We start from the raw sequence: 15,079 nt of genomic DNA on the forward strand, positions 1-15,079 counted from the left end.
GCACTGTTTAAAAACGCACAGGGGGTGTTCTTAAATGGATAGTTTTTTTTGAAAAACAAACTTATAGCATGGGCCCCGGATAACAACAAAAGTCCCGCGAGGATCCCATGCAAGCTGCTGATGTGCTCTATGACTACGTGATTGTCGGTGCCGGTCCAGCCGGTTGCCTGTTGGCCAATCGACTGTCGCAAAACCCCCAGCATCGGGTGCTGCTGCTCGAAGCGGGCGGGCAAGACAACTATCCCTGGATCCACATCCCCGTGGGTTATCTGTACTGCATCGGCAACCCGCGCACCGACTGGTGCTTCAAGACCGAACCGGAACCGGGCCTCAACGGCCGCTCCCTGAGTTATCCCCGGGGCAAGGTGTTGGGCGGCTGTTCTTCGATCAACGGCATGATCTACATGCGTGGCCAGGCCCGGGACTACGACCTGTGGGCCGAGCAGGGCAATGCCGGCTGGGCCTGGAAAGACGTGCTGCCACTGTTCAAGCGTTCGGAGAGCCACTACGCCGGCGACAGCGCCGAACATGGCGCCGGCGGCGAGTGGCGGGTCGAGGAACAACGCCTGTCCTGGGGCATTCTGGATGCCTTTCGCGAGGCGGCGGCGCAGACCGGCATCGAGTCCATCGCCGACTTCAATGGCGGCGACAACGAAGGCTGCAGTTACTTCCAGGTCAACCAGAAACGCGGTGTGCGCTGGAATGCCTCCAAGGCCTTTCTGCGCCCCGTGGCCCAGCGCAAGAACCTGACCGTGCTGACCGGCGTCGAAGCCTCGCGCATCGAGCTGGACAACGGCCGTGCCAGCGCCGTGCTGGCCCAGTACCAGGGCCGGGAACAGCGCTTTCGGGCGCGCCGGGAAATCATCCTGTGCTGTGGCGCCATCGGTTCGCCGACCTTGCTCCAGCGCTCGGGGATCGGCCCGCGACCGTTGCTGAAAAAGCTGGGGATCGGCGTGCGCCACGAGCTGCCCGGCGTCGGCAACAACCTGCAGGACCACCTGCAACTGCGGCTGATTTACCGCATCGGCAATGGCCGCACCCTGAACCAGATGGTCTCCAGCCTGTGGGGCAAGATGAACATGGGCCTGCAATACATGGTCAGCCGCAGCGGCCCGCTGGCCATGGCGCCGAGCCAGTTGGGCGCCTTCGCCCGCTCTGGCCCGGAGCAGACCTGCGCCAACCTCGAATACCACGTGCAGCCGCTGTCTCTTGAACGCTTTGGCGAGCCGCTGCATGAGTTCCCGGCCTTTACCGCCTCGGTCTGCGACCTGCGTCCGCAAAGCCGCGGCAGCGTGGCGATTCGCGATGCCCAGTTGGGCTCGGCACCGCTGATCCGGCCCAATTACCTGAGTCATGAAACCGACCTGCAAGTCGCCGCCGATGCCATTCGCCTGACCCGGCGCATTGTCGCTGCCCCGGCCTTGGCCAGCTTTGAGCCGGTGGAGTACCTGCCCGGTGCCAGCTTGCACAGCGAGGCCCAACTGCGCGAAGCGGCCAGCGCCATCGGCACCACGATTTTTCACCCGGTGGGCACCTGCAAGATGGGCCAGGGCCGGGATGCAGTGGTCGATGAGCGCCTGCGGGTGCACGGCATTGCCGGCCTGCGGATTGCCGATGCGTCGATCATGCCGACAATCGTCTCCGGCAATACCTGTTCGCCGACCCTGATGATCGGCGAGAAGGCCGCTGAAATGATCCTGGCAGATGCCGCTGCGGCCCAGCGCGCAGCGTCCGCCGTCGAGCCGGCCCTGGCCTGATCGTCCCCCACAAGAATCTATAAAAAAGGAGCTGAGCGTGAACGCCCCAACTGAAATCCTGACCCTGAAAAACTACATCAACGGCCAATGGCAGGCCTCGCGAACCGAGCACTTCGACACCGTGCGCAACCCGGCCACCGGCGAAGTGCTGGCGCGGGTGCCGCTGTCCACCGCCGCCGAACTGGATGACGCGGTGGCGGTGGCGGCCGAGGCGTTCGACAGCTGGCGCCAGGTGGCCGTGCCCCGGCGTTCGCGGGTGTTGTTCCGCTATCAGCAGTTGTTGATCGAGCGCCAGGAAGAACTGGCAAGGCTGATCACCCAGGAAAACGGCAAGAGCTACGAAGAAGCCTACGGCGAAGTGCAGCGCGGCATCGAGTGCGTGGAGTTCGCCGCGGGGGCGCCGACCTTGATGATGGGCAGCCAACTGCCGGATATCGCCACCGGTATCGAGTCGGGCATGTACCGTTACCCGCTGGGGGTGATCGCCGGCATCACGCCGTTCAATTTTCCGATGATGGTGCCGTGCTGGATGTTCCCGTTGGCCATCGCCTGCGGCAACAGTTTCGTGCTCAAGGCCTCCGAGCGTACGCCGCTGCTGGCCCAGCGCCTGGTGGAACTGTTCACTGAGGCCGGCCTGCCCAAGGGCGTGCTCAACCTGGTGCACGGTGCCCACGACGTGGTCAACGGCATGCTGCGCCATCCCGAGGTCAAGGCCGTGTCCTTTGTCGGCTCGCAGCCGGTGGCCGAGTATGTCTACCGCGAGGCCGCCAGCCACGGCAAGCGGGTCCAGGCCCTGGCCGGGGCCAAGAACCATTCGATCGTGCTGGCCGATGCCGACCTCGACATCACGGTGAAGAACATCATCGCCGCGGCCTTCGGTTCGGCCGGTGAGCGCTGCATGGCCTGTGCGGTGGTCGTGGTGGTCGAGGAGATTGCCGATGCCCTGGTGGCGCGCCTGAAACAGGAAGCCGACGGCCTGAGCATCGGCAACGGCATGGACAAAGGGGTGTTCCTCGGGCCGGTGATTCGTGACGAACACCGCCAGCGCACCTTGGGCTATATCGAAAGCGGCGAGCGCGAAGGCGCCACCTTGCTTCGCGACGGCCGCCAGGACGCGGCTTGTGCCGGCCCCGGCTATTTTGTCGGGCCGACGCTGTTCGACCACGTGACGCCGCAGATGAAAATCTGGCAGGAGGAAATCTTCGCCCCGGTGCTGTCGATTGTCCGGGTCAAGGACCTGGCCGAAGCCATCCGCCTGACCAACCGCTCGGAGTTCGCCAACGGCGCCTGCCTGTACACCGACAGCGCCAAGGCCGTGCGCCAGTTCCGCGATGACATCGACGCCGGGATGCTCGGGGTCAATGTCGGGGTGCCGGCACCGATGGCCTTCTTCCCGTTCTCTGGCTACAAGAAATCCTTCTACGGCGACCTGCACGCCAATGGCCGCGACGGCGTGGAGTTCTTCACCCGCAAGAAAATGCTCACCGCTCGCTACTGAGCCGCCGCAAGGCAATAGCGCAATATCCATAACAAGAAAAAGGCCGTGCTCAGCGCGGCCGCAACACCTTTTCTAACTGTCGAGCACCGTCAATTTTTCTGGCTGAGCCAGCCGCTTCGGACATTTAGGGAGATACCCATGACTTGGTTCATTTCGCGCATAAAACAACAAGGAAACGCAGATGAGTAAGTTCAAAGAGTGGTTTCAGGGGCCTCAGGACATCACTGAGGCCGAGGCAGTGGAAGACTACGCCGTCGGCCGGGTGCCGAGCCGCTATCGCTGGCCGATCCCGGCGATCATCCTGGTGTTGCTGGGCAACTCCACGGCCATGTTCTGGTTCAGCCTGGGGGCTGACATGAGTTACAAGGTGGGCTGGCCGACGCTGTTGCTGCCCATCGGCTACATGGTGGTGCTGGCGACCATCATCGGTGCCTGCATCATGAAACTGGCGAGCAAGGAAGGGCTATCGCTCAACCTGCTGACCCGGGGGCTGGGTTTCGGTTACCTGGGCTCGGCGTTCACCTCGTTGATCTACGCGGTGAACTTCATCTTCTACTTCCTGTTCGAGGGCACCATCGTTTCCCATGCGATCGCGCACTATGCCGGGGTCGAGGTGGATTCGTTCAAGGGCGTGCTGATTTTTGCCAGCATCGGCCTGGTGACCATCTGGTTCGTGTGGAAGGGCATGTCGTCGATGCAGTTCCTGCAGACCTGGGGCGTGCCGATCTTCATCCTGCTGTTCGGCTTCTGCCTCTATCAACTGACCCACAACTATGACGCGGTCGGCCCCAGCGGCTGGTTCGCCCGGGGCGAGGTCGACGGCACCGCGCTGTGGGTGGTGATGAACATGGCCAACGGGCAGATTGTGTTCCAGGGCCTGCTGGCCACCGACTACGGGCGCTTCGCCAAACCCGGGATCAGCCACAAGGGCACCGCCACCATCATGCTCGGGATGCTGATCCCGATTGTCGCGGTGATGCTCTGCGGCGCATTCCTGGCCTACACCCTGATGCCCCATATCCAGAGCGGCGATCCCTTTGCCCTGGCCCTGGATCCGGGCTTCGTGTTTCCGTTCGTGATTGCCCTGGTGGGGGTGATCTTCACCATCATCACCCAGATCCGGATCAACGTGATGAACCTCTATTCGGGGTCGATCGCGCTGTCCAACACCATGGACATGGCCTTCAACTACCGCCCGGGCCGGCAGTGGTGGATGGTGCTGGTGTGGGGGTTGGGGGTGGTGTTCTACATCTTCAATATCCTGCAATACACCGGGACCTTCCTCGCGATCACCGGGATCCTGACCAACACCTGGGTGTTCATCATCCTCGCCGACTATTTCGTCTGCCGCAAAATGCTCAACCTGGCGCCCAGTGATTTTGTCGAATTCCGCCGCGAATACCTGCGTTCCTGGAACCCCTGCGGCGTGATTTCGCTGCTGGTCGCGGTGGCCATCGGCGCGGCGGGCATTCTCGGCGCCTATCCGCTGTATTACGCCTCGTTCATCGCCATGCTGGTGGGCCCGCTGCTTCACGTGGCCTTCACCGTGGCGACCCGTGGCCGTTACTATTTCAAGACCTTCCCCCAGGACATGCCTACCACCTGGCGCCCGGCGCAGGACTACCAGGGGCCGCGCCCGGACGGGCTGGCGGCGCAAGCCTGAATCACGGAGAAACGACCCATGAGCACAGCATCGATCAACGTCGCGGCGGTTCAGTTCGAGCCGACCCTGTTCGACAAGCAAGGCAATATCGAGCGCCTGTACGCGCTGGTGGAAGAGGCGGCCGAGGCCGGGGCACAGCTGATAGTCGCCCCGGAAATGGCCACCACCGGCTACTGCTGGCAAAGCCGCGAAGAGGTCGCGCCCTATGTGGAGCCAATCCCCGGGCCGACCAGCGCGCGCTTCGCCGAATTGGCCAGGCGCCATGGCTGCCACATCGTCGTCGGCATGCCGGAGGTCGACCCGGTCGACGACCTGTACTACAACTCGGCCTTTCTGGTCGGCCCCGAAGGGCTGGTGGGGGTGCACCGCAAGACGCACCCCTATATCTCCGAACCCAAGTGGGCGGTGTGCGGCGACCTTGAGCACCAGGTGTTCGAGACCCCCATCGGCAGGATCGCGCTGCTGATCTGCATGGACATCCACTTCCTGGAAACCGCGCGGGTCACGGCGCTGGCCGGCGCCGATGTGATCTGCCACCTGAGCAACTGGCTGGCCGAGCGCACCCCGGCGCCTTACTGGATCAACCGCGCTTATGAAAACGGCTGCTACCTGATCGAGGGCAACCGCTGGGGCCTGGAGCGCGGGGTGCAGTTCAGTGGCGGCAGTTGCATCATCGAGCCCGACGGCTCGGTACAGGCCGCACGCGACACCGGCGACGGCGTGGTGCTGGGCCAGATCGACCTGGCGCGGGTGCGCGCCGAGCGTCAGGCACGCCAGGGCCTGCGGCGCCCGGCGCTGTACAAGGAACTGCTGAACAATTCCTACACCTGGAACCCGCTGGACTTTTTCCGCCTGTACGGCCTTGAGCAGCTGCCGGCCGGTGGCGTGGCCCAGGTCGGCGTCGGCCAGTTCAACCCCGGCCCGGACAAAGCCGAGAACCTGGGGTGCATCCGCGAACTGGCCCATGAGGGGCAACGTGCCGGAGCGCGCCTGCTGGTGCTGCCGGAACTGTCGCTGAGCGGGCCCTTTGCCGGTGTGCAGATGGCCGAACCCCTGGACGGACCGAGTGTGGCCGGGTTGATTGAGCTGGCGGGCAGCCTCGACCTGTACCTGGTCGCCGGCCTGGTGGAAGCGCATCAGGGGCAGTTCTACAACACGGCAGTGCTGGTGGGGCCCGAGGGCCTGCTGTGCAGCTATCGCAAGATCCACCTCAGCGCGCAGGATCGGCGCTGGGCCGAGGCGGGCGGGCAGTGGTGCACCTACGATCTGCCCTTCGCCCGGGTCGGCCTGTTGCTGGGCGACGATGCCCTGGTGCCGGAAGCCGGCAGGATCCTGGCGCTCAAGGGTTGCGACCTGATTGCCTGCCCGGCGGCGCTGAGCGGGCCGGTGCCGGGTGCCCATGCCGGCAGCCAGATACCGCAGCAGGCACCGATCCCCATGGGGGCAGACGCGTATCACTGGCACCTGGGGCGGGTACGCGGGGGCGAGAACAATCTGTATTTCGCCTTTGCCAACAGCCAGGACGCGGCCAGCGGCAGCTTCGGCGCCAGCGGCGTATTCGGCCCGGACACCTTCGCCTTTCCCCGGCAAGAAGCGCTGGTGGAGACGACCCGTGGGGTGGCGGTGGCGAGTATCGATACCGGCAACCTGGCCAGCGGCTATGCCACCAACGTGGTGCGGCGCAAGGACCTGGTGCTGATGCGCAAACCTCACCAGTACCGGTCGTTGATCAAACCTTCGGCGCTCTGAAAGGCCGCGCCGACACCTGGCGTCGGGCGCAATGCCCACGCCAGGTTCGGTTATTCAGGGAGGGCCGCAGGGCTGCGGCCTTTGCCCGGCCGGCAGCAGCGTGGGTGCCGCTGCCGGATCTTGCCCGGCAACCTAGTGCTTGAACATCACGTGGCGGATGGTGGTGTAGTCCTCCAGGCCATACATCGACATGTCCTTGCCATAACCCGAGAGCTTGGCGCCGCCGTGGGGCATTTCGCTGACCAGCATAAAGTGCGTGTTGACCCAGGTGCAGCCGTATTGCAGGCGTGCGGCCAGGCGGTGGGCGCGGCCGACATCGGCGGTCCACACCGAGGAGGCCAGGCCGTAGTCGGAGTCGTTGGCCCAGGCCAGGGCTTGGGCTTCGTCGTCGAACTCGGTCACGGAAACCACCGGGCCGAAGATTTCATGGCGCACCACTTCGTCGTCCTGGCGGGCGCCGGCGAGCACCGTCGGCTCGAAGAAGAAACCCGGGCCGTCAACGCGCTGGCCACCGGTCACCACCTCGATATGGGACAGCTCGCGGGCACGTTGCACAAAGCCCTCGACCCGCTCCAGGTGCTGGCGGGTGATCAAGGGCCCAAGCTCGGTGTTCGGGTCGTCCTGCAGGCCGTACTGGAGGCTGGCCACGGCGGCGCCGAGCTTTTGCACGAACTGCTGATAGATGCCTTTTTGCACGTAGATGCGGCAGGCGGCGGTGCAGTCCTGGCCGGCATTGTAGAAACCGAAGTTGCGCACGCCTTCGACGGCGGCGTCGATGTCGGCATCGTCGAACACGATCACCGGCGCCTTGCCCCCCAGTTCCATGTGCATGCGCTTCACGCTGTCGGCGGTGCCGGCGATGATCCGACTGCCGGTGGCCACCGAGCCGGTCAACGACACCATGCGCACCTTGGGATGGCTGGTCAGGGGCGCGCCGACACTCGGGCCACGGCCGAAGACTACGTTGACCACGCCGGCCGGGAAGATCCCGGCCATCAATTCGGCCAGCTTCAGCGCGGTCAATGGCGTTTGCTCGGACGGCTTGAGGACCACGGTATTACCGGCCGCCAGGGCCGGGCCGAGTTTCCAGGCGGCCATCATCAGCGGGTAGTTCCAGGGCGCGATGGAGGCCACCACGCCCACCGGGTCGCGGCGGATCATCGAGGTATGGCCCGCCAGGTACTCGCCGGCAGCACTGCCTTGCAGGCAGCGGCTGGCGCCGGCGAAGAAGCGGAACACGTCGGCGACCCCCGGCAGCTCATCGTTCAGCGCGGCGGCGTAGGGCTTGCCGCAGTTGTCGGATTCCAGGCGCGCCAGGTCCTGGGCGTGGGCGTCGATGGCATCGGCCAGTTTCAGCAGCAGCAGCGAACGGTCCTTGGGCGTGGTCTGGGACCAGGCGTCGAAGGCGGCGTCGGCGGCGCAGACCGCGGCGTCGACCTGGGCCAGGCTGGCCTCGGGGATTTCCACCAGGGTGGTGCCCAGGGACGGGTTGAGCACCGACAGTTTTTCGCCTTCACCGGCGATGAGTTGGCCATTGATCAGCAGGCAGGTTTGCATGGATTCTCCTGTGGGGCGGGGGAGGCCGCCGCCTTGAAAAAGTCGCAACTGCCCCAGCAGGCGCATGGAGCATGCGCATGAAGGGGCCGTTACAGGGGGGCTTGGAAGAAGGGGGTCAGAGCGCCGGTTCCGGCACCGCAACACTGAACAGGCGGGTGCGGCAGGCCAGGTACACCAGGCCCAGCAGGACCCAGCAGCAGCCGAGAATCAGCGCGTCCTGGTCCAGGCTGATCAGCATCCAGCCGGAGGTGAAGGCGCCGGCCAGGGGGAACAGCACCCCGCGCAGCATGCCGGCCTTGTCGCCGACCTTGCGGTCGAAGGTCAGTTTCAGCGCGCACAGGTTGACGGCGGTGAAGGCCAGGAAGGCGCCGAAGTTCACCAGCGAGGTGGCGGTGGCGATGGTCAGGCCGAACCCGACCAGGCCAAAGGCACCGGACAGCATGATGTTGAACACCGGGGTCTTGTAGCGCGGGTGGAGCACGCCGAACAGCTTTTGCGGCAGCTGGTTGTCGCGGCCCAGGGCATACAGCAGGCGCCCGACACTGGCCTGGAACGACAGGCCAGCAGCGAAGTGGGCAATGATGATGCCGGTCAGGACCACGCCGAAGAACAGGTCGCCACCGATGGTCTTGGCGATTTCGAAGGCCGCGCCGTCGATGTTCTCGAACACGCCCGCCGGGTGTGCCAGGTACATGAAGTACGAGGAACCGATGTACAGGCTGCCGCCAATCAGGGCCACCAGCAGGATCGCCCGGGGAATGGTGCGTTCCGGCTCGACGGTTTCTTCACTCAGGGTCGACAGCGCATCGAAACCGAGGAACGAATAGGCCGCGATGGCCGCGCCCGCCATGGTCGCCGAGAACGGCACGTCGACGTTGAAGAACGGCTTGACCGAGAGCAGTCCGCCCGGGCCGTTGATTGCCGCCACGTAGTGCCAGCACAGGCCGATGAAGACCGCGATGATCGTCAGCTGGATCAGCATCAGGATGATGTTGAACCGGTTGGCGACCTGGATCCCGAGGATATTGAGCAGGGTGGTGGAGACAATGAAACCGGTGATCCAGCACCACTGCGGCACATCGGGAAAGGCCAGGCTCAGGTAGCTCGCACCCAGCAGCCAGATCAGCATCGGGATAAAGAAGTAATCGAGCAGGGCGGCCCAACCGACCATGAAGCCGATGTTGGGGTTGAGCATCTTGCGGGTGTAGGTGTAGGCCGAGCCGGCTGCGGGGAACACCCGCACCAGGCGACCGTAGCTCAATGCGGTGAAGATCACGCCGATGGACGCCACCACGTAGGACAGCGCCACGGTGTTCTGGCTGGCCTGGGCGATCACGCCGTAGGTGCCGAATACGATCAGCGGGGCGATGAAGGCCAGGCCGAACAGCAGCACTGAGACCGGCCCGAGGGTCCGGCGCAGATGAGGAGAGGAAGTCGATGCGCTCATGGGTCTGGCCTCAAGCTGAGTAGTTGTAGGCGGCGCGGATCACATCGAGGTAGCTCTCGACGGACATGTCTTTGATGTTGCTCGCATCGGAAATATTGCTTTTGGACTTCTGCGCGATGGCCAGGAAGTCTTCTTCGCGCACCCCGGCCACATCGGCGAAACGCGGGATGCCCAGCTCCCGGTTCATGCGGAACAACTGCTCCACGGCCGCTTCGGCTGCAGCCACCGCACTCAGGTTGGGGTCGATGCCCAGGGCGTAGGCGACATCGGCGTGGCGGCGCAGGTCGGCGTCGCGGTTATGGCTGAACACAAACGGCAGGAAGATCGCATTGCCGACCCCGTGCGGGGTGTCGTACATGCCGCCGATGGCTTCGGAAATGCAGTGCACGCTGGCGATGTCGGCGTTGCCAAAGGCCATGCCGGCGATCAGGCTGGCGATCAGCATCTGTTCCCGGGCCTCGCGGTTGTCCGGCTCTTGCACGGCGGGCTTGAGGTGTTGCGCGATCAGGCGGATGGCATGCAGGGCCAGGCCGTCGCTGATGGGGTTGGCCGGCTTGCCGGTGTAGGCCTCGATGGCGTGGGTCAGGGCGTCCATCCCGGTGGCGGCGGCAATGTGCGGCGGCAGGGTGGCGGTGATGTCCGAGTCGAGCAGCGCCAGGACCGGGCCGATGCGGTAGTCGAGCAGGCTCATCTTGAACTGGCGGCGGGTGTCGGTGATCACCGAGAAGAAGGTCACTTCGCTGCCGGTGCCGGCAGTGGTCGGAATCGCCACGATCGGCAGCACCGGGCCCTTGAGGGTAAAGGCGCCTTCATAGTCTTCGACCCGGCCTTCATGGGTCAGCAGCACGCTGATGGCCTTGGCCGCGTCCATCGCGCTGCCGCCACCGACGGCCAGCACGCCGTCGATGCCCTTGCCGCGGTACAGCTCGGCGGCACGGTTGACGTCTTCGCTGCGCGGGTTGGGCTTGACGTCGGCGATCTCGTCATAGCGGATCCCGGCCTGCTCCAGGCTGGCGTAGATGCTGTCGAGCAGGCCGGCGTTCTTGACCCCCGGGTCGGTGACCAGCAGCACATGGCGCAAGCCGAGGCCGGTCAGGTATTCGCCGGTGCGCTGGCGCAGGCCGGGCTCCATGACGATTTTGGTGGGTAACAGAAACTGGAATTGCATGGGTAGGTTCCTCTCGCTCTCTGGCGCTCTTGCAATGTTGTAGTTATGGCAGACGAGTCAGGGCGCCGCGTGTGCGGCCAATGCTGGTTTTTTATTGTTCCGGATGCCGATCGGTCGAGCCCGAGGGGCTGGCATCTCCAAGGCTGCGCGGCGAGCGCAGGCCGGTATGGATCGAGAGACTAAGACCCGGGGGAGCAATCGACAAATACTAAAAACTCAAGGGAGCATTCGATTTAATCGAATGCTCGGGGAGCGCCTCGTTTGGCAGCGGTGCCCAGCGCTGCAGCTCGGGCAGATTGCAGCGCAATTGCAATTGCGTACTGCCATCAGGCAATATACGAAACATATACACTTCGTATCAGGTGATGTTTGTGGGAATCGTCAAAATTTCAGACGCCATGCATGAGAATCTGCGCGTCGCCAGCCATGCCCTCAGCCGTTCGATCAATGCCCAGGCCGAGCACTGGATGCGCATCGGCATGCTCGCCGAGCTGTACCCGGACCTGGACCACAGCGGTATCTGCCGCTTGCTGATCCGCGCCGAACAGGCCGGTGGCCTCGACCTCAAGCAACTGAGCGAGCTGGCGGAGACGTCTCGCGGCGCCACCATGCGTGCCGTCGGGGGTGCCCGCCCATGAATGGCAAAGTCGTGTTGAAGACGCGTGAGGAAGTGGCCCAGTCCAAAGTGGCCGGCACCTTGGCCGCCGAAGTCCTGGCCATGATTACGCCCCACGTCAAGGCCGGGGTCAGCACCGATCAGCTGGACCAGATCTGCCATGACTACATCGTCAACGTGCAGCGGGCGATTGCCGGGAATATCGGCTATCATGGCTTCCCCAAGACCGTGTGCATCTCGGTCAATGAGGTGGTGTGCCACGGCATTCCTTCGGGCCGGGTGCTCAAGGACGGCGATATCGTCAATATCGACATCGCCGTGGTCAAGGACGGCTGGTACGGCGACACCAGCCGCATGTATTTCGTCGGCGAGCCCAGCCCCGAGGCGCGGCGCCTGGTCGCCACCACCTATGAGGCGATGTGCGCCGGCATCCGCACCGTGCGCCCGGGCGCGACCCTGGGCGATATCGGCCATGCGATCCAGAGCGTGGCTGAACGCGACGGCTTCAGTGTGGTGCGCGAATACTGCGGCCACGGCATCGGCAAGATCTACCACGACGAGCCTCAGGTGCTGCACTACGGCTACCCGGGCCAGGGCCTGAAGCTGAAAGCCGGGATGATCTTTACCATCGAACCCATGCTCAATGCCGGCAAGCGCCACGTGAAGACCCTGGCCGATGCCTGGACCGTGGTGACCAAGGACCACTCGCTCTCGGCTCAGTGGGAGCACATGGTGGCGGTGACCGACCAGGGTTTCGAAATCCTGACCCCGTGGCCGGACAGCGTCGAGGGCTTTCCCGCGATCGTCTAGCGCGGCGAGGCGCTCCAGCCCGGCTGCGCAACGCCCCCATCGGCCAGCACCGGTGGGGGCGTTTTGCCAGATCGGAGGCTGGCTGCACGGTGGGGCCGGCCGCCGATTGGACAACAGCCCGGCGCGGGGCGGTAAACTGCCGCGCAGATTTTTCCTTACTCACTCCTTGAACAAGAGCAGCCCATGACCCACCACGACATCACCTTTATTCCCGATCCTGACGCGGACTCCATTTCCTCCGACGTTGCCGGTTTTGGCGGCCTGCTGGTCTCGACCCAGATCCCGACCCATGCCGATGGCAGCCTGGAGCTGGGGGACATCACCCGGCAAAGCGAATGCACCCTGCAAGCGTTGAAAGTCGCACTGGAGAAGGCCGGCAGCTCCATGGACCGAGTCCTGCACCTGACCATCTACCTCACCGACATGGCCGACCGCGGCGCATTCAACGAGGTTTACCAGCGTTTCTTCGCCAAGCCCTGGCCGGTGCGCGCCGCCGTTGGCGTGGCGGCATTGGCGGTCGAAGGCATGCGGGTGGAAGTCACCGCCATGGCCGCCAAGGCCTGATCAACCGAGGGTTTCGGCGGTTGCGCGCAAGGCGTGGCCGCCACCTGGCAGCACACGGGTGCCGGTCGCGCATTTGGCCGCTACAATGCACGCCTCGACCGTGACCAGCCTGACTAAAAAAATTATGTCCCTGCCTAAACATCACCTGGAATTGCTCAGCCCCGCCCGTGACGTGGCCATTGCTCGCGAGGCCATCCTGCATGGCGCCGACGCCGTGTACATCGGCGGCCCCAGCTTTGGCGCACGGCATAACGCCTGCAACGAAGTGAGCGATATCGCCCAGTTGGTGGAGTTCGCCCGGCGCTACCATGCCCGGGTGTTCACCACCATCAACACCATCCTCCACGACAACGAGCTGGAGCCGGCGCGCAAGCTGATCCACCAACTGTACGATGCCGGCGTCGATGCGCTGATCGTCCAGGACCTGGGGGTGATGGAGCTGGACATTCCGCCGATCGAGCTGCACGCCAGCACCCAGACCGATATCCGCACCCTGGCCCGGGCCAAGTTCCTCGACCAGGCCGGCTTCTCGCAACTGGTGCTGGCCCGCGAACTGAACCTGCAAGAGATCCGCGCCATCGCCGACGAGACCGACGCGGCCATCGAGTTCTTCATTCACGGTGCGTTGTGCGTGGCCTTTTCCGGGCAGTGCAACATCTCCCACGCGCAGAACGGCCGCAGCGCCAACCGTGGCGACTGCTCCCAGGCCTGCCGCCTGCCGTACACCCTCAAGGATGAGCAGGGCGGGGTCATCGCCTACGAGAAACACCTGCTGTCGATGAAGGACAACAACCAGAGCGCCAACATCCGCGCCCTGGTGGAGGCCGGCGTGCGTTCGTTCAAGATCGAAGGCCGCTACAAGGACATGGGCTACGTGAAGAACATCACCGCCTATTACCGCCAGCGCCTGGACGCCGTGCTCGAAGACCGCCCGGACCTGGCCCGGGCCTCCAGCGGGCGCACCGCGCACTTCTTCGTGCCCGACCCGGACAAGACTTTCCACCGTGGCAGCACCGACTACTTCGTCAGCGAGCGCAAGATCGACATCGGCGCCTTCGACTCGCCGACCTTCACCGGCCTGCTGGTGGGCGTGGTGGAAAAAGTCGGCAAGCGTGACTTGCAGGTGGTGACCCGCGAGCCACTGTCCAACGGCGACGGCCTCAATGTGCAGGTCAAGCGTGAGGTGGTGGGCTTTCGCGCCAACATCGCCGAGGCCAAGGGCGAATTCGAGGAAGACGGCGAGAAACGCTACCGCTATCGCGTCGAACCCAATGAGATGCCCGAAGGCCTGCACCGCCTGCGGCCCTTGCATCCCCTGAGCCGCAACCTGGACCACAACTGGCAGCAGGCGTTGGTCAAGACTTCCGCCGAGCGTCGGGTAGGCCTGGCTTGGACGGTGCAGTTGCGCGAAGAGCGCCTGGAACTGAGCGCCACCAGCGAGGAGGGTGTCAGCGCCAGCGTGGTGCTGGATGGCCCGTTCGGCGTGGCCAACAAGCCGGAGCAGGCCCTGGAACAACTGCAGGACCTGCTGGGCCAACTGGGCACCACCCAATATCACGCCACCGGGATCAAGCTGGATGCGCCCCAGGCGTTCTTCATTCCCAACTCCCAGCTCAAGGCCCTGCGCCGGGAAGTCATCGAAGCCCTGACCGCCGCGCGGATCGAGGCTCACCCACGGGGTAGCCGCAAAGCCGAGACCAGCCCGCCACCGGTGTACCCGGAAGCGCATCTGTCGTTCCTGGCCAACGTCTACAACCAGAAGGCCCGCGACTTCTACCACCGTCACGGGGTGAAATTGATCGACGCCGCCTTCGAGGCCCACCAGGAAACTGGCGAAGTGCCGGTGATGATCACCAAGCACTGCCTGCGTTTCTCCTTCAACCTGTGCCCGAAACAAGCCAAAGGTGTGACCGGGGTGCGGACCAAGGTCGCGCCGATGCAATTGGTGCACGGCGATGAAGTGCTGACCCTGAAGTTCGATTGCAAGCCGTGCGAAATGCACGTGATCGGCAAGATCAAGGGCCACATCCTCGGCCTGCCGTTGCCGGGCAGCGTCAACGAGCAAGTGGTCGGCCATATCAGCCCCCAGGACCTGCTCAAGACCATCCCCCGCGCACCGCACTGAGTGCCTGCCGGGGGCGCCGCCCACGGGCGCCCCCCGGGCGCGAAAAAAAACCCCCGGGTGGCGCAGCGGGCCCCCCGCGGTGTGGGGGGGGGGGGGGGGGGGGTGGGGGGGGTGTTATCCCGCGG

11 protein-coding genes are annotated in these 15,079 nt (G+C 64.6%); 8 read left to right on the forward strand and 3 right to left on the reverse strand.

Translation table 11 applies throughout. From position 1 onward, the window contains the following. Window positions 1-107: 107 nt before the first annotated feature. The 4 genes from ACOZJV_RS01305 to ACOZJV_RS01320 all read left to right on the forward strand — a co-directional run bounded on the left by ACOZJV_RS01305 (window position 108) and on the right by ACOZJV_RS01320 (window position 6,667). Window positions 108-1,757 carry a GMC family oxidoreductase gene (locus ACOZJV_RS01305; RefSeq protein ID WP_421546588.1) on the forward strand — a complete coding sequence of 550 codons (1,650 nt, stop codon included), beginning with the start codon at window positions 108-110 and terminating at the stop codon, window positions 1,755-1,757. 37 nt (window positions 1,758-1,794) lie between these two features. After that, on the forward strand, window positions 1,795-3,255 hold the full coding sequence (locus ACOZJV_RS01310) for a CoA-acylating methylmalonate-semialdehyde dehydrogenase (protein WP_421546589.1): 1,461 nt from the start codon (window positions 1,795-1,797) through the stop codon (window positions 3,253-3,255). 181 nt (window positions 3,256-3,436) lie between these two features. After that, on the forward strand, window positions 3,437-4,918 hold the full coding sequence (locus tag ACOZJV_RS01315; protein ID WP_421546590.1) for a purine-cytosine permease family protein: 1,482 nt from the start codon (window positions 3,437-3,439) through the stop codon (window positions 4,916-4,918). A gap of 18 nt (window positions 4,919-4,936) precedes the next feature. Beyond that, complete coding sequence (locus ACOZJV_RS01320; protein WP_421546591.1) at window positions 4,937-6,667, forward strand: nitrilase-related carbon-nitrogen hydrolase; 1,731 nt, start codon at window positions 4,937-4,939, stop codon at window positions 6,665-6,667. 132 nt (window positions 6,668-6,799) lie between these two features. On the opposite strand, the gene ACOZJV_RS01325 is transcribed toward ACOZJV_RS01320, so the two are convergent. The 3 genes from ACOZJV_RS01325 to ACOZJV_RS01335 form a co-directional block, all read right to left on the reverse strand. Then, window positions 6,800-8,224 carry a gamma-aminobutyraldehyde dehydrogenase gene (locus ACOZJV_RS01325; protein ID WP_201131230.1) on the reverse strand — a complete coding sequence of 475 codons (1,425 nt, stop codon included), beginning with the start codon at window positions 8,222-8,224 and terminating at the stop codon, window positions 6,800-6,802. A 115-nt stretch (window positions 8,225-8,339) separates the two neighbouring features. Next, the gene (locus ACOZJV_RS01330) at window positions 8,340-9,671 is read right to left on the reverse strand and encodes an APC family permease (RefSeq protein ID WP_078469038.1); all 1,332 of its coding nucleotides are present in this window, start codon (window positions 9,669-9,671) and stop codon (window positions 8,340-8,342) included. A 10-nt stretch (window positions 9,672-9,681) separates the two neighbouring features. Continuing rightward, a complete protein-coding gene (locus tag ACOZJV_RS01335) occupies window positions 9,682-10,839 on the reverse strand; it encodes an iron-containing alcohol dehydrogenase (RefSeq protein ID WP_078469039.1) in 1,158 nt (385 codons plus the stop codon). A 371-nt stretch (window positions 10,840-11,210) separates the two neighbouring features. Here ACOZJV_RS01335 and ACOZJV_RS01340 point away from each other — a divergent pair, with 371 nt between their 5' ends. The 4 genes from ACOZJV_RS01340 to ACOZJV_RS01355 all read left to right on the forward strand — a co-directional run bounded on the left by ACOZJV_RS01340 (window position 11,211) and on the right by ACOZJV_RS01355 (window position 14,954). Beyond that, on the forward strand, window positions 11,211-11,477 hold the full coding sequence (locus tag ACOZJV_RS01340) for a ParD-like family protein (RefSeq protein WP_078469149.1): 267 nt from the start codon (window positions 11,211-11,213) through the stop codon (window positions 11,475-11,477). Then, the gene (map, locus tag ACOZJV_RS01345; protein ID WP_078469040.1) at window positions 11,474-12,265 is read left to right on the forward strand and encodes a type I methionyl aminopeptidase; all 792 of its coding nucleotides are present in this window, start codon (window positions 11,474-11,476) and stop codon (window positions 12,263-12,265) included. Before ACOZJV_RS01340 ends, map begins: the two co-directional genes overlap by 4 nt. Before the next feature lie 183 nt (window positions 12,266-12,448). After that, a complete protein-coding gene (locus ACOZJV_RS01350) occupies window positions 12,449-12,829 on the forward strand; it encodes a RidA family protein (RefSeq protein WP_421546592.1) in 381 nt (126 codons plus the stop codon). A 124-nt stretch (window positions 12,830-12,953) separates the two neighbouring features. Further along, window positions 12,954-14,954 (forward strand): peptidase U32 family protein, encoded by a 2,001-nt coding sequence (locus ACOZJV_RS01355; protein WP_078469150.1) that lies wholly within the window; start codon window positions 12,954-12,956, stop codon window positions 14,952-14,954. Window positions 14,955-15,079: the final 125 nt, after the last annotated feature.

It is taken from the genome of Pseudomonas sp. QD4 (assembly GCF_049199125.1).
GTDB lineage: Bacteria > Pseudomonadota > Gammaproteobacteria > Pseudomonadales > Pseudomonadaceae > Aquipseudomonas.

Coding starts and splice junctions, on each gene's coding strand:
- ACOZJV_RS01320 (WP_421546591.1), top strand. CDS start 4,937: ATGAGCACAGCATCGATCAACGTCGCGGCGGTTCAGTTCGAGCCGACC.
- ACOZJV_RS01350 (WP_421546592.1), top strand. CDS start 12,449: ATGACCCACCACGACATCACCTTTATTCCCGATCCTGACGCGGACTCC.
- ACOZJV_RS01305 (WP_421546588.1), top strand. CDS start 108: ATGCAAGCTGCTGATGTGCTCTATGACTACGTGATTGTCGGTGCCGGT.
- ACOZJV_RS01355 (WP_078469150.1), top strand. CDS start 12,954: ATGTCCCTGCCTAAACATCACCTGGAATTGCTCAGCCCCGCCCGTGAC.
- ACOZJV_RS01315 (WP_421546590.1), top strand. CDS start 3,437: ATGAGTAAGTTCAAAGAGTGGTTTCAGGGGCCTCAGGACATCACTGAG.
- ACOZJV_RS01325 (WP_201131230.1), bottom strand. CDS start 8,224: ATGCAAACCTGCCTGCTGATCAATGGCCAACTCATCGCCGGTGAAGGC.
- ACOZJV_RS01330 (WP_078469038.1), bottom strand. CDS start 9,671: ATGAGCGCATCGACTTCCTCTCCTCATCTGCGCCGGACCCTCGGGCCG.
- map (WP_078469040.1), top strand. CDS start 11,474: ATGAATGGCAAAGTCGTGTTGAAGACGCGTGAGGAAGTGGCCCAGTCC.
- ACOZJV_RS01335 (WP_078469039.1), bottom strand. CDS start 10,839: ATGCAATTCCAGTTTCTGTTACCCACCAAAATCGTCATGGAGCCCGGC.